The sequence below is a fragment of the Nocardia neocaledoniensis genome, from assembly GCF_029868625.1.
GTDB lineage: Bacteria > Actinomycetota > Actinomycetes > Mycobacteriales > Mycobacteriaceae > Nocardia > Nocardia neocaledoniensis_A.
Window position 1 is genome coordinate 1 of the sequence record NZ_JARWOJ010000333.1, and the last position, 16,476, is coordinate 16,476.

Annotated in this window: 15 protein-coding genes; 6 read left to right on the plus strand and 9 right to left on the minus strand. The window is 71.6% G+C overall.

Annotated features, from left to right (window positions below):
* Window positions 1-152 precede the first annotated feature (152 nt).
* Entirely contained in the window at window positions 153-617 is a 465-nt protein-coding gene (msrA, locus tag QH270_RS25610; RefSeq protein ID WP_432420430.1) for a peptide-methionine (S)-S-oxide reductase MsrA, read from the minus strand.
* A gap of 249 nt (window positions 618-866) precedes the next feature.
* Between msrA and QH270_RS25615 the strand changes: the two genes are divergently transcribed.
* Window positions 867-1,271 carry a carboxypeptidase-like regulatory domain-containing protein gene (locus QH270_RS25615; RefSeq protein ID WP_280346638.1) on the plus strand — a complete coding sequence of 135 codons (405 nt, stop codon included), beginning with the start codon at window positions 867-869 and terminating at the stop codon, window positions 1,269-1,271.
* Window positions 1,272-1,382: 111 nt separating this feature from the next.
* On the plus strand, window positions 1,383-3,338 hold the full coding sequence (locus QH270_RS25620) for a GMC family oxidoreductase N-terminal domain-containing protein (RefSeq protein WP_280346639.1): 1,956 nt from the start codon (window positions 1,383-1,385) through the stop codon (window positions 3,336-3,338).
* Here the strand turns inward: QH270_RS25620 and QH270_RS25625 are convergent.
* The 7 genes from QH270_RS25625 to QH270_RS25655 all read right to left on the minus strand — a co-directional run bounded on the left by QH270_RS25625 (window position 3,335) and on the right by QH270_RS25655 (window position 11,303).
* Window positions 3,335-3,715, minus strand: coding sequence for a DUF742 domain-containing protein (locus QH270_RS25625; RefSeq protein ID WP_280346640.1), 381 nt, complete (start codon window positions 3,713-3,715; stop codon window positions 3,335-3,337). The two genes, QH270_RS25620 and QH270_RS25625, sit on opposite strands and share 4 nt — an antisense overlap.
* Window positions 3,712-5,652, minus strand: coding sequence for a sensor histidine kinase (locus QH270_RS25630; RefSeq protein ID WP_280346641.1), 1,941 nt, complete (start codon window positions 5,650-5,652; stop codon window positions 3,712-3,714). Before QH270_RS25630 ends, QH270_RS25625 begins: the two co-directional genes overlap by 4 nt.
* A gap of 241 nt (window positions 5,653-5,893) precedes the next feature.
* Window positions 5,894-7,195, minus strand: a complete 1,302-nt coding sequence (locus QH270_RS25635; RefSeq protein WP_280346642.1) for an AAA domain-containing protein — start codon at window positions 7,193-7,195, stop codon at window positions 5,894-5,896.
* A complete protein-coding gene (locus QH270_RS25640; protein ID WP_280346643.1) occupies window positions 7,192-8,673 on the minus strand; it encodes a hypothetical protein in 1,482 nt (493 codons plus the stop codon). Before QH270_RS25640 ends, QH270_RS25635 begins: the two co-directional genes overlap by 4 nt.
* Window positions 8,670-9,779: a hypothetical protein gene (locus QH270_RS25645; protein ID WP_280346644.1), complete on the minus strand. Its 1,110-nt coding sequence runs from the start codon at window positions 9,777-9,779 to the stop codon at window positions 8,670-8,672. The genes QH270_RS25640 and QH270_RS25645 overlap by 4 nt, the downstream gene beginning before the upstream one ends.
* A complete protein-coding gene (locus tag QH270_RS25650; RefSeq protein ID WP_280346645.1) occupies window positions 9,776-10,567 on the minus strand; it encodes a hypothetical protein in 792 nt (263 codons plus the stop codon). Before QH270_RS25650 ends, QH270_RS25645 begins: the two co-directional genes overlap by 4 nt.
* A 124-nt stretch (window positions 10,568-10,691) precedes the next feature.
* Window positions 10,692-11,303, minus strand: coding sequence for a GNAT family N-acetyltransferase (locus QH270_RS25655; protein ID WP_280346646.1), 612 nt, complete (start codon window positions 11,301-11,303; stop codon window positions 10,692-10,694).
* Window positions 11,304-11,391: 88 nt separating this feature from the next.
* On the opposite strand from QH270_RS25655, the gene QH270_RS25660 reads away from it, so the two are divergent.
* Window positions 11,392-12,195, plus strand: a complete 804-nt coding sequence (locus tag QH270_RS25660) for a TetR/AcrR family transcriptional regulator (RefSeq protein WP_280346647.1) — start codon at window positions 11,392-11,394, stop codon at window positions 12,193-12,195.
* A 9-nt stretch (window positions 12,196-12,204) separates the two neighbouring features.
* A complete protein-coding gene (locus tag QH270_RS25665) occupies window positions 12,205-13,716 on the plus strand; it encodes a leucyl aminopeptidase (RefSeq protein WP_280346648.1) in 1,512 nt (503 codons plus the stop codon).
* 1 nt (window position 13,717) lies between these two features.
* Here the strand turns inward: QH270_RS25665 and QH270_RS25670 are convergent, their stop codons facing one another.
* Window positions 13,718-14,062 (minus strand): oxidoreductase, encoded by a 345-nt coding sequence (locus QH270_RS25670; protein WP_232997705.1) that lies wholly within the window; start codon window positions 14,060-14,062, stop codon window positions 13,718-13,720.
* Window positions 14,063-14,318: 256 nt separating this feature from the next.
* Between QH270_RS25670 and sucB the strand changes: the two genes are divergently transcribed.
* Both sucB and QH270_RS25680 read left to right on the plus strand, forming a co-directional pair.
* Window positions 14,319-16,082 (plus strand): 2-oxoglutarate dehydrogenase, E2 component, dihydrolipoamide succinyltransferase, encoded by a 1,764-nt coding sequence (gene sucB / locus QH270_RS25675; protein WP_280346649.1) that lies wholly within the window; start codon window positions 14,319-14,321, stop codon window positions 16,080-16,082.
* 18 nt (window positions 16,083-16,100) lie between these two features.
* Window positions 16,101-16,476 (plus strand): NAD-dependent epimerase/dehydratase family protein (locus tag QH270_RS25680; RefSeq protein WP_280346650.1); only part of this gene is annotated, 376 nt, incomplete at its 3' end.

Sequence of the window (16,476 nt, forward strand, 5' to 3'; positions counted from 1 at the left end):
CCCCCCCCGCACTCCTTCCCTGCCACCCCCCCCCCGCCCCCCCCCCCCCCCTCCCCCATCTCAATTTCCCCCCCCCCCCCCCCCCACCCCCCCCCCCCCCCCCCCCCGGGCCCCCCCCCGCCCCCCCCCCCCCCCCGGTTCGGGTGGATCGGTTACTTGGCGTCGGCCCGCTTGGGCAGCTTCCACCCGGGGCGGGGGAAGTGGCAGGTGTAGCCGTCGGGGTAGCGCAGCAGATAGTCCTGGTGTTCGGGTTCGGCATCCCAGAACGTGCTCGCCGGGGTCACCTCGGTGACGACCTTGCCGGGCCACAGCCCGGAGGCGTCGACGTCGGCGATGGTGTCGAGGGCGATACGGCGCTGCTCGTCGTCGAGGTAGAAGATCGCCGAGCGATAGCTGGAACCGATGTCGTTGCCCTGGCGATCCTTGGTGGTGGGGTCGTGGATCTGGAACAGGAACTCGAGCAGGGCCCGGTAGTCGGTCAGCGCCGGGTCGTATTCGATCTCGACGGCCTCGGCGTGGCCGGGATGGTCCCGGTAGGTGGGGTGGTCGTTGCTTCCGCCGGTGTAGCCGACCCGGGTGGCGAGCACTCCGGGCTGCCGACGGATCAGGTCCTGCATGCCCCAGAAGCAACCACCGGCCAGAATCGCCTTGCGGGTCTCAGTCACGCGTCCTCCTTCGTAGTGCTTCCACAGTCGCACAGAACGGCCACAACCGCCTCTATGGAACTCCGGTGACGGGCGTGAAATTCCCGCCAGTAAGCTCGCCGCGCGAGCCAAACCTCAGGAACGTCCGTGTGTGTCCCAGAGTCACCGAGGAAAACGGAGGAAAGCGGCGAAATGCCAGGTAGCGGCGTTACCCGGAGCTTGATGATCGCAGTGGCCACGGCCGCGCTCGGCGCGGCGGCGGGTGCGGCGGCGGCCCATCCCGGCGGCGCGGACACCGTCGAACAGACCTCCACCTGCGAAGCCAGACCGCAGACCGCCGCCACCGGCCAGATCGACGCCGTGCTGATCGAGTCCGACGGCCGCGCCCCGATCGCGGGCGGCCGGGTCGTGCTCACCGGCGACGACGTCTGCGGCGACACCATCCACCGGCATCTGTCCACCGGCGCCGACGGCCAGGCCAGCTTCCGCGGCCTGCAGCCCGGCCACTACAGCCTGACCGCCTATCGCAGCGAGACGGCGGCCCGGTCGATCTCCACGGCCGACGTCGAACTGTCGGTTCCGGCGCGCAAGACCCTGCGGTTCACGGCCGCGGGCAGTCGCGACTAGCCGGTGTTCGGGCCGGGCGGGCGGCCGTCCGGCCCGAAACCTGTTGACACCCAGCGGGGCCGAAGAACGCGTGATAGAACTCACCCCAGAGTGAGAAGGGGTGGTTTCCGCATGGAACCGACAACCGAACAGCGGGCGGCGCTGGGATCGATCTGTGACACATTCCTGCCGGGCGACGGGCTCGGGCTACCCGCGGCGACGGAGTTGGGCGCGGTCGACACGATCTTCCGAATCCTGGGCCGCAATCCACGCGAGGCCGACAAGAAACAGCTCGCGACGATGTTGGGGCTGTGGGATTCCCGCGCCGTCGGTCTGCTCACCGGCAGCGGTTTCCGCCGGTTCTCCTCGCTGTCGCAGGAGCGGCGCGAGGCCGCGCTGCTGCGCCTCGGCGACTCCGGACTCGCGCCGGTCAGGGCCGTGTTCCAGGCGCTCAAGCAGGCGTCGCTGCTCGCCTACAACGTCACCCCTGGCCCCACCGGAACGAATCCGCTGTGGGAGCGGATCGGCTACCCGGCCCCGACGGGCCCGGTCGCGAGCGCACCCGCACCCGGTCTTTCCCCGCAGCGGTTCACCGAGACGACGACGCTGGACTGCGATGTCGTCGTGGTCGGCTCGGGCGCGGGCGGCGGTGTCGCGGCGGCCGTCCTGGCCGAGGCCGGTCTCGATGTGGTGGTGCTCGAACGCGGAAACTACTACGACGACAAGGACTTCGGTCACGGCGAGCTCGACGCGCTGACCAGCCTGTACGCCGCGGGTCCCCCGTCATCGGCGGAGGGCCAGATCACGCTGGTGGCCGGGTCCTGCCTCGGCGGCGGCACCGTCGTCAACTGGAGCACCTCGCTGCCCACCCCCGACGGTGTGCGCAAGGAATGGGCCGAAGCGGGTGTCCCCCAGTTCGCCGACGACGAGTTCGGCGACGCCCTCGACACGGTGCAGCGGCGCATCGGCGTCACCGGGAACAAGTCCCCGCTCTCCGCCCGCGACGGCATCCTCGAACGCGGCGCGAAGGCCCTGGGCTGGGAGGTCGACACCCTGCCGCGCAATGTCGGCGACGCCTGTGACGCCGCGGTCGAATGCGGCCGGTGCGGGTACGGCTGCCGCCTCGGTGCCAAGCAGTCGGTGACCAAGACCTGGCTGCACGACGCCGCCGACCACGGCGCCCGCCTGGTCGTCGACGCCGACGTCCGCACCATCACGGTCCGCGGCGGCACCGCCGAGTCGGTGACCGCGCGCACCAGCGACGGGGTGGAGATCACCGTGCGCGCGCGGGCGGTGGTCGTGGCCGCGGGCGCGATCCAGACACCGGCGCTGCTGCTGCGTTCCGGCCTGCGCAACAAGAACATCGGCCGCCACCTGCGCCTGCACCCGGCGGCCGCCGTGTTCGGCGTGTTCGAGGAGGAGATCCGGCCCTGGGAGGGCGCCCTGCAGGGCAGGATCAGCAGGCACCACGCCGACCTCGACGGCAACGGCTACGGCGTCATCTACGAGACCGGCCCGATCCATCCCGGGCTGGCGACCGGCTTCATGAACTGGCGGGGCGCGGCCGATCATCGCGCCGCCATGCTCGATTTCGCGCGCACCAACTCCATCGGCGTGATCACCCGCGACCGCGATCCCGGCACCGTCTCGATCGACGGCAGCGGCGAGGCGGTGGTCAAGTACCGGCTCTCCGACTACGACGCCGGCCACCTGCACACCGGCATCGTCGGCGCCGCCTCGGTGCTCGAAGCCGCTGGCGCGCAGCGGATCTACTCCGGTCACCAGGCCGGTGTCTCGTTCGAGCCCGGGGTGCGCGGCTCCCTCACGGAGTTCGACGCCGCCTGCAAGAAGGCCGGGTACGGTCCGGGCCAGTGCTCACTGGGCGCCCTCCACATCATGGGCTCGGCCCGGATGGGCGGCACCGCCGACCTGTCGGCGACCAACCCCGACGGCACCACCTGGGAGGTGGACAACATCGTCGTCGCCGACGGGTCCAGCTTCCCGACCGCCCCGGGGGTGAACCCGATGGTCACCATCGAGGCGATCGGCTACATGAACGCCAAGCGGCTGGCCGCGCGGCTCGCCTAGCTGTCGACCCGGCGGATCCCCGCCAGCACCGCGCGCAGCACATCGAGGTCGGCCTTTCCGGCCGCGATGTGCTGCGGCGCGCGGGCGACCAGTCTGCCCTCGTCGAGCAGGTCGCCGATGAGCACCTTGGCCAGGTTCAGCGGCAGGCCGAGATGAGCCGACACCTCGGCCACCGCCATCGGCGTCCGGCACAGTTCGACGATGGCGGCGTACTCGGGGTCGGTGCGCCGCAGCCGCGTGCCCGCCCCGGCGTCGACCAGCAAGGTGGTGAGGTCCAGTTCGGGCCGCTGGGTCCGGCCGCGCCCGCGGGTCACCGCGTAGAGGCGCACGATGGGCCCCGCGTCCTCCTCGTACCAGTGCTCGCGCTCGTCGCTCATGCGCGCGGGAGGACGGCCGGGAACTGCCCGGAGATCGGTGAGGACTGGTCGGCGGCCTCGGCCAGCGCGGACGGGATCAACACCACGGCGCGGATGCCGCCGTAGACCGATTCCGACAGCCGCACCGAGATGTTGTGCCTGCTCGCCAGTTTCGCGACGACGAACAGCCCGAGCCGGGAATTGCCCTGCAGCGTGGCCACGCTGAATTGGGGTGGGTCGGCGAGCATCGCGTTGCGTTCGGCGAGTTCGCCTTCGGCCATGCCGAGCCCCTGGTCGGTGATCTCCACCGCGATGCCACGACCGACCACCACACCGGACACCATGACCTGTGCTTCCGGGGGCGAGAACGCCGTGGCGTTGTCCATCAGCTCGGCGAGCAGGTGGATCACGTCGGCGACGGCATGGCTGGCGATGCGGACCTCGGGCAGCTCCTTGGTCTGGATCCTGGTGTAGTCCATGCTCTCCGCGACCGCGCCGCGCACCAGGTCGATCAGCGCGACCGGGTTGCGCCAGCGCCTGCCCGGCTGTTCGCCGCCGAGGATGATGAGGTTCTCGGCGTTGCGGCGGGTGCGGGTGGCCAGGTGGTCGAGCTGGAACAGCAATTCGAGCTGGTCGGCGTTGGCCTCGTCGCGTTCGGCCTTGTCGAGCAGGGCGAGCTGCCGGTGCACGACCACCTGGCTGCGGTGGGCGATGTTGAGGAACACCGTGTTGATGCCTGCCCTGGTCTGCGCCTCGGCCACCGCCGCCGACACCGCGGCCAGGTGCGCGCGATTGAACGCGGCCGCGACCTGGCCGAGTTCGTCGGAGCCGAAGTCCAGCCGGGAGGTCTCCTCCTTGGGCTCGACCGTCTCCCCGGCCGCGAGCCTGCGCATCAGCTCCGGCATCCGCTCGTCGGCCAGTTCGAGGGTGTCGTGGCGCAACCGCTGCATGCGGGCGATGAACCGGTTGGCCAGTATGAGCGCGATCAGGAAGGCGCTCACCGCGAGCAGCGCGACCAGCGCGCCGCCGAGCAGCGCGTTGCGGGTGTCGGTCCGGCCCTGCTCGCGCGCGATCACATGGGCGTCACCGCTCTGGTCGTGCCACAGCTGCTGCAGCGCGAGACCGACATGGCGTGAGGCGTCCTGCCAGCCGGCCAGGCTCAGCGGGAGATCGTCGTCGCGCCGGTTGTCGGTGACCGGTCCCCGCGCGATCAGCGCGTCCTGCATCGCGGTCACCTGCTGCCAGTCCGGGCTGCCGGTGACGGCGCCGAGCTGGGCGAGCCTGGCGCTTTTCAACACGGTCCCCGAATAGGCCACCTGGCTCCGGAATTCCCCGACCCGGCGGCTGAAGTCGAGCAGTTCGGCGGTCGACATGCGGCCGTTGGTCAGGGCCACCGAGCCGAGGGTGTCGGCCTGGGACAGCGCCTCGGCCGCCCGCAGCGGCTGGACGCCGTGGCCGAGTTCGATGCCGATCTTCGCGTCCGGCGCCACCCGGGCCGCCAGCACCGAGGCCGCGATGATCGTGCCGATCACCTGGCTGAAGAAGGTGAACACGTCGGCCGGCGGGATCTGCTTGGTGTCCACCCCGCCGCGCACGGTGGGCACCATGGCGAACAGCTTGTTGTAGCCCTCGATGTCCTCGCGGGAACCGTCCGGATTGAGTTCGCGGGCGGCGTCGCCCTTGGCCATCACGGCGGCCAGCGCCTCGTCGGATCGCTGCCGCGCGGTGACCAGGGCGGCCGCGGCCGGCGGGTCACCGGCCAGGCGCAGCAGCGAGAGCCTGCGTTCCTCCTGGAAGGCCGACACCATGAGGATGGCCGGAGCGGTGGTACTGCTGGCCAGGTCGGCCCAGTCGGTGGACTCCTGCGCCGAATTCACCAGGTATACCGCCGTGCCACCCCCGGTGACCAGCAGAATCACGCTGGAGATCACCACGATCGACAGCAGGCGGATCCGCACGCTGACTCTGCCCCGAACCCCGTGCGCGCTACGCCAGACCTTCACACCGAATCTTTCCGCTCCCGGAGCCGCCCCAGCGCTCCGCTGCGTGCCCGCGTCGGGCGAAACCGACGATTCGGCACGCGTGTCTTTCGCGGAGAGAGTAACCGACCGGCGGTCGCCGTGTGCGGTTTGCGGTAGACCGAAAAGACCGATGCGTCAAGCAAACTCGCAGCGTATCGCGACGCCGCGTGGAACCGGCTCAGTGCGCCGCACCCACCCGGTGGTTCGCGAGATGGCTCAGCACCGCCTGATTGGCCTCCCACCCGTCCGGGAATTTCACCGGGACGCCGAGGTGGACCGGTTCGGCCGAGGGATGGGCGTCGAGCAGTTCGGGGATGCCCGCGCGGCCGACGAGGATGCAGGCGTGGCGATGGCGGGAGGCGAGCACGCACAGCCGACCCGCTTCGAGGTGGAACGCGCTGGCGTCGCGGCGGCCCGAGAGCGGGTGCAAGACGAGGGTGACGTCGTATTCGCGGCCCTGGAGCCGGTTGGCGGTGTCGACGGTGATCGCCTCGGCGGCGGTACCGCGCAGCGCGGTCCGGACCGCGTCGGCCTGGTCGCGGTGCGCGGTGCCGATCGCGACCCGCTCGGCCGTCACCGGATGACTCCCCGTCTCCGAATGCGCGGTGGCGCCCCGTTCGAGCAGCCTGGCCGCGATCGACGCGAGCGCGGCAACCGCCTCGCGATCGGTGCGCAGGGTGTGCCGGGCGGGCAATTCGTACCAGCCCCACCCGGATTCGGCCGCCTGCTCGAGCACCGCGTCGACCGGCCCGCCCATGCCCCTGGTCCCGAAATCCAGCCGGCGGTCACCGAACCCGGTGCCGGATTCGAACCCCGTGAAGGGATAGAACGCCTTCGAGACCACCGGCGCCGCGGTGGCGGGCAGCCGCCAGGAGACGGGCAGCCGGTGGATCGGGATGCCGTCGTTGTTGGCCAGCATCACGGTGACGGCACTCATCGTGGGGTCCCAGGTGAGCCCGGCCCAGCGCGCGGTCTCCACGGTGGCGAACGGATCGAGCTGTCCCGGATCACCGACGAACAGACCGCGATCGAAGCGATTCGCGATGCGCAGCAGCATGTCCGAGCGCATCTGATAGGCCTCGTCGATGATCGCGTGCGACCAGCTGCCCTCGGTGATGGTGGCCCATTTGGCCGCGGTCCCGATGACGATCGTGCGGTCGGCCAGATCGCCGGGCTTGGTGGCGACGCGCACACTCGCGTGCCGGTCGACGCGCTCGCTGGTGACATACATCGAGCTCGAGAGCCGCCCGATGCGCAGCCCGGGGTCGGCGCCCGCGAGGCGGTCGATGAGGTCGTCGACCTGCTCGTTGGTCTGGGCGACGATCATCCGCTGGTCGCCGTCCTCGGCGAGCTGCCTGGCCGCGCGCACCACCAGCGTCGACTTGCCCGCTCCCGGCGGGGAATCGACGACGAGCGCGCGATGGCTCGCGTCGCGCAGGTCGGTGAGAATGCCCGCGACGGCCTCGTCGGCAGCGCTCACTCCAGCTCCTCGCCCTCGTCGTCGGTGGGTGGCGTCCACTCCGGCGGCGGACCGCCGTGGGTCCACGGAGTGTCCTCGCGCGCGGGCAGATTCAGCTGCCCGTTGAACGGTGACGGCTTGAACCGGGCGAACCCGAGCACTTCCTCGGCCGCGGGCACCGAGCCCGGTTCGGCGACGAGTTTGCGGCCCATCCCGCCGGAGAGTTCGAGCACCAGCGTGTCGCCCTCGAACTCGACGACGACCCCGCTCTGCTTGGGCCGCTCCACGCAGGTCAGTTCCTCGCCGAGGATGGCGGTGAACGGGTCACTCGTGCGGATGTGGATGTGCGGCCGCAGTTTCGGGCGCGCGCCCGAACGGTCGATCCGATCGGGTTCGCTGTGGACCACCGTCCCCCGGAACGCGGCACCGGTGACGCGGTGCTCGAGCATGAGCAGCGGATCGTCGAAGGCGCACTGCGCCTGCAGCGCCTCGAGCGCGCGCTCGCGTTCCAGCAGCTTGCGCACCGCGCGCACGGCCGGGTCGCGTCGCGCCTGCGGCACCCCCTCGGCCACCTCGGCCGCGAAGTAGGAGAACGCGCCGCGATCATCGGTCCACCGGTTCTCGACGCTGGCCCCCGCGGGCAGCGCGCGCAGCAGCTCCAGCGCCCGCCACATGAGCCGCCAGGTGGGTTCGAGCTGTCCGCGCAGCGACCGCTCGAGCCGTTCGGCGGCCACCGATCTCGCGTTCTCGTCGACGGCGCTGTTGTAGGCGGCGATCAGCGGCGCGAGTTCCTCGTTGTCGAAGCCGGGATCGGTGGCCGGGCCCGCGGGCGGGGTCTGCAGCGGATCCTCGGCGATCGCGGCGGCTTCGGCGCCGGTGCGTCCGCGCGGCGGATCGATCCAGCCGAGCAGGGCCGCGAGATTGCCGTCCTCGAGCGAGGATTGGCCCGAGGCCCAGTGCTGGGCCAGGACCGTGGTCATCGCGGGCAGCACCGCCGAGCCGGGGTGTTCGGCGCGGTCGCCGAACCAGGTGAGCCAGCGGCCGAGCAGCGGAATCGTCTCCGGCACCGCGTTGTCGCCGTCGGTGCGATGGAAACGCACCGACCGCCCGAGCAGTTTCAGGAAGTGCACGCCGCCGGGGTTCGGCGTCCACAGCTGCGGCGCGTCCAGGCAGCGCGTGTAGGTCTCCCCGGATTTGCTGGTGAGCTCCTCGGCCTCGGCCAGGAACGACGCCAGATACGGCAGCAGCACATCGGCGAGCTGCTCGATGAAGCGCAGCCGCAGCACCCGGTCGCGCGGCTGCGGCACGATCAGCACGTTCTGGTCGCCCACCGTCGTGCCGATCATGGTCGCCAGCGGCGCCGCCGCCTCACCCGCCAGCCGCAACGGCACCGCCACCAGCGGCCGCTCGGCGAGGTGCACGTGCCGCACCGCCGCGGTTGGTTGCGCGCGACCGGACCGGACGGCCTCGGCCTTGGCGAGGGCGGACAGCACGCTCATCCGGCGATCTCCAGCCGCAACCGGTGCGCGGTGCGCAGGATCGCGGTGATGTCGGCGTGCTCGGCCCCCGGTTCCAGGGTGCCATCGGCGAGGCCGAGGACGGTGTCGATGTTGTCGATGCCGCCGAACTCGTCGCACACCCCTCGGCCGAGCGCGTCGACCGACCCGCACGTGCGCGCCTCGTCACGGCAGGCGAAGGCGAGCTCGCAGCTCGACATGCACTCGGGCGCATACCTGGCCGGAACGGCGGCGATCGTCTTCTCCAGATCCTCGCCGGGCGCGAAGGTGGCCTCGGGCGGGAGGAGCTCGAGCAGGTCGGGAATGGCGGTGAGCCGGGTGAGCTGCCGGGACACGACCGCGAGCTGCTTGCGCAGGTCGACCAGTTCGGCGGTCGGCCGGTTGGTGAAGTCCTTGGCGCACACCAGGATCGTGTGGTGCGAGACCAGCTCCGGTGACTCGCCGATCTCGGTCATCAGTTCGCGCAGCGCGATCACGTACACGGCGGACTGCCGCGCGGCGGCGGCGACCTGCGCCGGGTCGGCCTGCCCGTCGATCACCGGGAACGCCTTGATCTCGACCACGTGGAATTTGCCGTCGAGCTGCACCGCGACCACGTCCGGCTCCAGATACGCGGTGGCGCCCGCGATGTCGAGACGCAGCATCGGGTGGTCGAACAGGGTGCCGTCACCGGCGGCGATACTGCTCGCGAGCAGCTGCTTGGTGCGCTGGTAGCGCACGGCGTTGCCGGTGTTCTCCCCCACCGAATTCAGGTCGTGGTAGGCGACTTCGGGAAGCGTGAGCCCTAGCTTGTCGCGCAGCAGGGCCAGCAGTTCGGCGCAGCCGTTGGCCTTCACCATCGATTCGAAGGCGTTGCCGCGGGTGATCGCGAACTGGGACTGACCGAATTGCGGTGGGAATCCCAGCGATTGGGCGATCACCGTCTTGTCCACCGCGGCCGCGTCGAGCAGGGCGCGGCGCGCGCACCCGGGATTCGCCGTCAGCGCGGCGATCGTGCGGGCATTGTGCCTGGTCGCAGGCGCGGCGCCGCGCAACTGGTCCAATCGCCCCGCGATCGTGCCCACGGGGCGCTCGCTACGCTCACTCATGACACCTCGATTCGTCGCCGGTCGGCCACCCCGAGCCGCACACCGAACAGTTGCGCGGCCGGATCGGCCAGTTGTTCGGCCGCCCTCCGCGCGGCCGAGCGCCGGGTGCGCGCGTCCTCGTCCTCGTGGACCGCCAGCTCGCCGCGGGCGGCCTCGATCACCTTCGCCGGATCGAGCGCGTCCGGACCACCCGACACGCCGGGAATCGAAGTGGCCAGTCGCCACAGCAGCCGGCCGCCCGCCTCGCCCGGATGGGCCGAAAGATGTTCGGCCAGGCGGATGGCCGAGGTCAGCAGGCCGACGCGCGGGCTCAGTGGCCCGACCATCCGGCGTTCCAGCGACCACGAACTCACGGCCATCACGCCCCTGGCAGGCGAGAGCAGGTCCGTGGTGAGCGCGGCGCACAGGTAGTACGGGCGGGCATACGGCGCGGAGCGGAAGGACCGTTCCTCGTCGCGGCGCAGGCTGGTCAACCGGGCCGGCTGGAGTTCGCCGGAGAAGAAGGCGTCGTGGGTGGCCAGCACCAGTTTCGGCGCGGACGGCACCGACAGCAGGGTCAACGCCCGGTGCACGTGCTCGCGGACCGGCACGGCGGGGGCGTCGACGGGCTCGGGTTCGTCCGGCTCGGCGCCCGAGCCGAGTACCACCGCGTCCCAGGCGGATTCGGCCTGCCGCAGCCGGGTGCGCAACTGCCGGGCGGTGGCCCGGTCGCCGGACGCGGCGGCGCGGCGCACCTCGGCCCTGAGCGCGGCGATGCGCGTCTCCAGCTCCTCGGCCGAGTCCGTCACGAGCGTGAGCGTATTCAGGAGTTCCAGTATTGTCCAGTGATTGCCAGTATTCGCGGCGAGATTGCCGCGTGCCGCACGGGATTCGGCAGCGGCCGGTGGCAGGCGGCTCGCGCGGGTTGCCGGCTCAGCCGCGGAACCACATGGGCAGCAGGGTCGGTCCGTCCTCCGGCAGCACGATCGGTTCGCCCGCCCGCGCGAACCCCCGCCGGGCGTAGAGCCGCGACGAGCGTTCCGTACTCGCCTCCAGGAATGCCGACTCCCCCGCCGCCGCGAACGTCGCCAGCCGCTCGGCGAGGATCGCCCCACCCGCGCCGCGCCCGCGCCGCTCGGGCACCGTCACGATGACATGCAGGTAGTGGTGCGGGAATTCGCGCGGATGCGCGTCCGCGACCAGCGTCGAGACCGCCGCCATCCGCCGCGCCGACACGTTGTCCGGCACCGTCTCGGCCATCGCCCGCACCGCCGCGGCCTCCGTGACGAAGCGGTCCGCGGAGGTGGCGCGCTGCCACAGCGAGACCGCCCAGATCTCGTCCTCGGTGCCTGCCACCCACACCTCGTCCTCGTCCATCGAGTTCGCGACGAACTGCGGAACGTGGACCGTCCGGTAGGCCTCCTCGACAGCCGGATCGCCCGCCTTGATCCAGGTCGCCACGACCTCGTCGGCGCTGCCAGCGACGAAGGCCTCGGTCACCGCGGCGAGTTCGTCGGGCCCGGCCCGCCAGACATGCGGAATCATCGGTCTCTCCTCTGTGTGAACGGTGTTCGTCTCCGCCAATCTAGGAGTGGGACAGCGGTATGACGACAATTTCGTCACACTGTTTCGTGTGCGGAAATCGACATCGTGTGTGCACTGCGGACGCGAGGTGATCCAGGCCGAGCGCGGACGGGCACGCCGCTACTGTTCACGTTCGTGTCAGGGTCGCGCCTATCGCGCCCGCCGGGACCGGCGCCCACCGGTCCGGCGTTCCCGGCCCGCCCGGCTCACCGCCGTCCACATCGCGGCCACCGCCGTCGAGGTCGCCGACCGCGACGGACTCGACGGCCTCACCATGCGCCGCCTGGCCCGCGAGCTCGGCGTCGCGACCGCCGCGCTCTATCGCTACTTCCCCGACCGCGAGGCACTGCTCGGCGCGATGACCGAGCTGGCACTCGACGAGACGCCCGCGCCACCGCCCGCCCCCGACTGGCGCACCACCCTGGCCGCCGAGGCGGAGGCCGAGTGGCGGCTCTACCGCCGTCACCCGTGGCTGCTCACCGTGCTCGCCCGTACCCGGCCGCCGCTGGCCCCGACCCTGTTCGACTCGCTGGAGCGCGCCTTCGCGGCGCTCGACGACCTCGACCTCGGCACCGCCGAGATACTCACCGTCTACCTCGCCTACTCCGGCATGGTGCAGGGCCTGGCGCTGATGTGGAGCACCGACCGCGGCGACCGCCTCGGCTCGGGCCCCGGCGAGACCCCACCCGCCGAACTAGGCGAACTCCTCGACCCGCGCGTGCGCCCGGTCCTGCACCGCGTCTTCGCCACCCGACCGGACCTCGCCGACCTCTCCTTCGACGAGCTGCTCACCGGCGGTATCGCACTGCTGCTCGACGGCGTCGCGGTGCGGCACCGAACCGCCACCGAATAACCTGGGGCAATGACCGCTGTTGCAGATCGTTCACTCGGACCGGAACTGGCACGTATCGAAACCATCAGCCCGGACACCGACGTGCTGGTGATCGGGTTGACCTCCTCGGAGAACGGACCGGCCATCGTCCCCGCCGACCTGTTCGGCGACGTGCTCACCCCCGAGGTCCGCGCGGAACTGCTCGACGCCCTCGGCGCGGTCGGCGCGAAGGGCAAGCCCGAAGAACTGACCAGGGTGCCCGCGCCCGCCGCGCTGGCCGACGTCACCAGCGTGCTCGCGGTCGGTCTCGGCGCGGCGGACAAGCTCGACGCCGAGCAGGTGCGCCGCAGCGCCGGTGTCGCCGGGCGCGCGCTCAGCGGCACCGAACTGGTGGCGACCACGCTGTCCGGCATCGACCTGTCGGCCGCGGCCGAGGGTTTCTACCTGGGCGCCTACACCTTCACCACCTTCAAGTCGGCCAAGAGCGCGCCGAAGCCGGACGAGCAGCCGGTCGTGCGCGTCGAATTGCTGGTTCCCGAGCCGGAGTTCGGCGTGCTGGAACTGCTCCGCGCCCAGCTCGTGGCCGAAGCCGTCGCCACCGCGCGCGATTTCGTCAACACGCCGCCGAGCGCGCTGTACCCGGCCGAATTCGCCGACCGCGCCCGGCTGCTCGCCGAGGCCGCCGGGCTCGAGGTCGAGGTGCTCGACGAGAACGCGCTCGCCGCGGGCGGATACGGCGGGATCATCGGCGTCGGCCAGGGTTCGGCGCGGCCGCCCCGGCTGGTGCGCATCACCTACGCGGGCGGGCCGAAGAAGATCGCGCTCGTCGGCAAGGGCATCACCTTCGACACCGGCGGCATCTCGATCAAGCCCGCGGCCAACATGGAGAACATGACCTCCGACATGGCCGGGGCCGCGGCGGTCATCGCGACCACGCTGCTCGCCGCGCGGCTCGGGCTGCCGGTCACCGTCACCGCGACGGTCCCGATGGCCGAGAACATGCCCTCGGCAACCGCGCAGCGTCCCGGCGATGTGCTCACCCAGTACGGCGGCACCACCGTCGAGGTGCTCAACACCGACGCCGAGGGCCGCCTCATCCTGGCCGACGCGATCGTGCGCGCCGCCGAGGACGAGCCCGACTACCTGATCGACGTCGCGACGCTCACCGGCGCGCAGATGGTCGCCCTCGGCACCCGCACGCCGGGCGTGATGGGCACCGACGAATTCCGCGACCGCGTCGCCGCGATCTCGCGGTCGGTCGGCGAGAACGGCTGGGCGATGCCGCTGCCCACCGAACTGCGCACCGACCTCAACTCCAAGGTCGCCGACCTGGCGAATGTGGCCGCGCACCGCTGGGGCGGCATGCTCTCGGCGGCGCTGTTCCTCAAGGAGTTCGTGCCCGAGGGTGTGCAGTGGGCGCATCTGGACGTGGCCGGTCCGGCCTACAACACCGGCGGCCCGTTCGGCTACATCGGCAAGGGCGGCACGGGCGTCCCGGTGCGCACCCTGATCACGGTGATCGAGGCGATCGGGGCCGAGTAGCTCAGCCCTCCTGCTCGCGGGCCCGCCGCTGCTCGACGCGGCGGCGGGCATCGTAGTCGCGCATCCGCTGCGGGTAGCCGGTCTTGTTCACGTCGTACACGGGAATCTTCAGCGCACCGGCGAGTCGCCGCGCGCCACGCTCACCGACGATCCGGCGGGTCCATTCCCCGTCCACGGCGACCAGAACCGCTGTGACATCAGTCACAGTCGTCTTGGGTTCGATGAAGGCTTCGACGCCGCGTCGCGAGCGCGTCCACTCGGCGAGCGCGGCGATCTCCGACGCCTCACCGCGCGCGACTGTCCTGCTCCGGCCGCGCCCACCGCGGAAACGATCCAGCAAACCCACCGGTAACAACCTCCTGCGTTGCGGCGGAAATCTGCTCACCGCCGTACATTCCATGGTGCCAGCTCTGCCCGGATCGCCGCCCTGCGCCACAGCGACGGCGAGCGAGTGCAAGGATGGTTGCCGGAACAAGAACCAACGATTCCCGGGTGCCCCGCCGAGGCCGGTGGGGTGGATGCTCGCCGCGACCCGCGACGGGTGTCTGCCGGAAACGAAGCACTGTTGTATTACCCGTCGAACAGTCGAGGAGTCAGAGAACATGGCCTTCTCCGTCCAGATGCCGGCTCTTGGTGAGAGCGTCACCGAGGGAACGGTGACCAGGTGGCTGAAGCAGGAAGGAGACACGGTCGAGGTCGACGAACCGCTGCTCGAAGTCTCCACCGACAAAGTCGATACCGAGATCCCTTCGCCCACGGCCGGTGTGCTGTCGAAGATCGTCGCGCAGGAAGACGACATCGTCGAGGTCGGCGGTGAGCTCGGTGTGATCAGCGAGCCCGGCGAGGCCGCCGCGTCCGCGCCCGCCCCCGCCGCCGCGCCCGCCGAGGCCGCCCCGGCGCCGGAACCCGAGCCGGCCCCCGCGGCGCAGGCCCCGGCCGCCGCCCCCGAGCCCGAGCCCGCTCCGGCCGCCGCGCCCGCCGCTTCCGCCGCGGACGGCACCCCGGTGAAGATGCCCGAGCTGGGCGAATCCGTCACCGAGGGCACCGTGACCCGCTGGCTCAAGGCCGTCGGTGACACCGTCGCCGTCGACGAGCCGCTGCTCGAGGTGTCCACCGACAAGGTCGACACCGAGATCCCCTCGCCGGTCGCGGGCACGCTGCTCGAGATCTCGGCGCAGGAAGACGATGTCATCGCCGTCGGTGGTCAGCTGGGTGTGATCGGCAGCGGTGCCCCTGCGGCCGCGTCGGCGCCCGCTCCCGCGCCTGCTCCCGCTCCGGAACCTGAGCCTGCCCCGGCTCCCGCTCCGGCCGCCGAAGCTCCCAAGCCCGCCCCGGCCCCGGCCCCTGCCCCTGCCCCTGCCCCTGCCCCGGCCCCCGCTCCGGCGAAGGCTCCGGCCCCCGCCGCCGCCACGGGCGGCAACGGCAGCACCCCGTACGTGACGCCGCTGGTGCGCAAGCTGGCCGACGAGAACAACGTCGACCTGTCGACCCTCACCGGTTCCGGTGTCGGCGGCCGCATCCGCAAGCAGGACGTGCTCGCCGCCGCCGAGGCCAAGAAGGCGCCCGCCGCCCCGGCTCCGGCCGCCGCTGCCGCGCCCGCCGCGGCCCCGGCCAAGCAGGCTCCCGCGCCGAAGCTGGCCGGTCTGGTCGGCACCACGCAGAAGGCCAGCCGGATCCGGCAGATCACGGCCACCAAGACGCGCGAATCGCTGCAGACCACCGCGCAGCTGACCCAGGTCCACGAGGCCGACGTCACCAAGATCGCGCATCTGCGCCAGCTCGCGAAGGCCTCGTTCAAGAGCCGTGAGGGCGTCAACCTGACGTACCTGCCGTTCTTCGCCAAGGCCGTCGTCGAGGCTCTCGGGGTGCACCCGAACGTGAACGCCTCCTACAACGAGGACACCAAGGAGATCACCTACCACGCGTCGGTGCACCTGGGTATCGCGGTCGACACCGAGCAGGGCCTGCTCTCGCCGGTCATCCACAACGCCAGCGACCTGTCGCTGGCCGGGCTGGCCCGCGCGATCGCCGACATCGCCAACCGCGCCCGCAACGGTGGCCTGAAGCCGGACGAGCTGTCCGGTGGCACCTTCACCATCACCAACATCGGTTCCGAGGGCGCGCTGTTCGACACCCCGATCCTGGTTCCGCCGCAGGCGGCCATGCTCGGCACGGGCGCGATCGTCAAGCGTCCGGTGGTGGTGACCGACGAGACCGGTGGCGAGTCCATCGGCGTGCGCTCGATGGTGTACCTGCCGCTGACCTACGATCACCGCCTCATCGACGGCGCCGACGCCGGTCGCTTCCTGACCACCGTCAAGCACCGTCTCGAGGACGCCTCCTTCGAGGCCGATCTCGGTCTGTAAACCGGGAATTCGACAGCGATGAAGGTGGTGGTCGCCGGTTCGTCCGGGATGATCGGTCGGGCACTCGTCGCGGCACTGCGCCGCGACGGGCACGAGGTGTCCCGATTGGTGCGCCGCGCCGCCGCGGCACCGGACGAATACACGTGGGATCCCGCGCACGCCCAGCTCGACGAGCGGGCGTTGCGCGGGGCCGACGCGGCGGTGAACCTGTGCGGCGTGAGCATCGGCGGGGGGCCCGGGGGGGGGGGGGGACAACACGGACAGAGCGGCAGCCCCCCCACCCCCCCCCCCGTCCCGGTTTGCGGGGCGCGGGTGGCCCGCTTGGGGGGGCCCGCCCCCCACCGGGCGCGCCCGGGGGGGGGGCCCCCGGCCGGGGGGCCCAGCGCCGTGGTGC

Bases quoted from the DNA above. Each gene is read 5' to 3' on its own strand.
- msrA (WP_432420430.1), bottom strand. From the start codon at position 617: ATGCAGGACCTGATCCGTCGGCAGCCCGGAGTGCTCGCCACCCGGGTC.
- QH270_RS25655 (WP_280346646.1), bottom strand. From the start codon at position 11,303: ATGATTCCGCATGTCTGGCGGGCCGGGCCCGACGAACTCGCCGCGGTG.
- sucB (WP_280346649.1), top strand. From the start codon at position 14,319: ATGGCCTTCTCCGTCCAGATGCCGGCTCTTGGTGAGAGCGTCACCGAG.
- QH270_RS25615 (WP_280346638.1), top strand. From the start codon at position 867: ATGATCGCAGTGGCCACGGCCGCGCTCGGCGCGGCGGCGGGTGCGGCG.
- QH270_RS25640 (WP_280346643.1), bottom strand. From the start codon at position 8,673: ATGAGCGTGCTGTCCGCCCTCGCCAAGGCCGAGGCCGTCCGGTCCGGT.
- QH270_RS25625 (WP_280346640.1), bottom strand. From the start codon at position 3,715: ATGAGCGACGAGCGCGAGCACTGGTACGAGGAGGACGCGGGGCCCATC.
- QH270_RS25665 (WP_280346648.1), top strand. From the start codon at position 12,205: ATGACCGCTGTTGCAGATCGTTCACTCGGACCGGAACTGGCACGTATC.
- QH270_RS25645 (WP_280346644.1), bottom strand. From the start codon at position 9,779: ATGAGTGAGCGTAGCGAGCGCCCCGTGGGCACGATCGCGGGGCGATTG.
- QH270_RS25620 (WP_280346639.1), top strand. From the start codon at position 1,383: ATGGAACCGACAACCGAACAGCGGGCGGCGCTGGGATCGATCTGTGAC.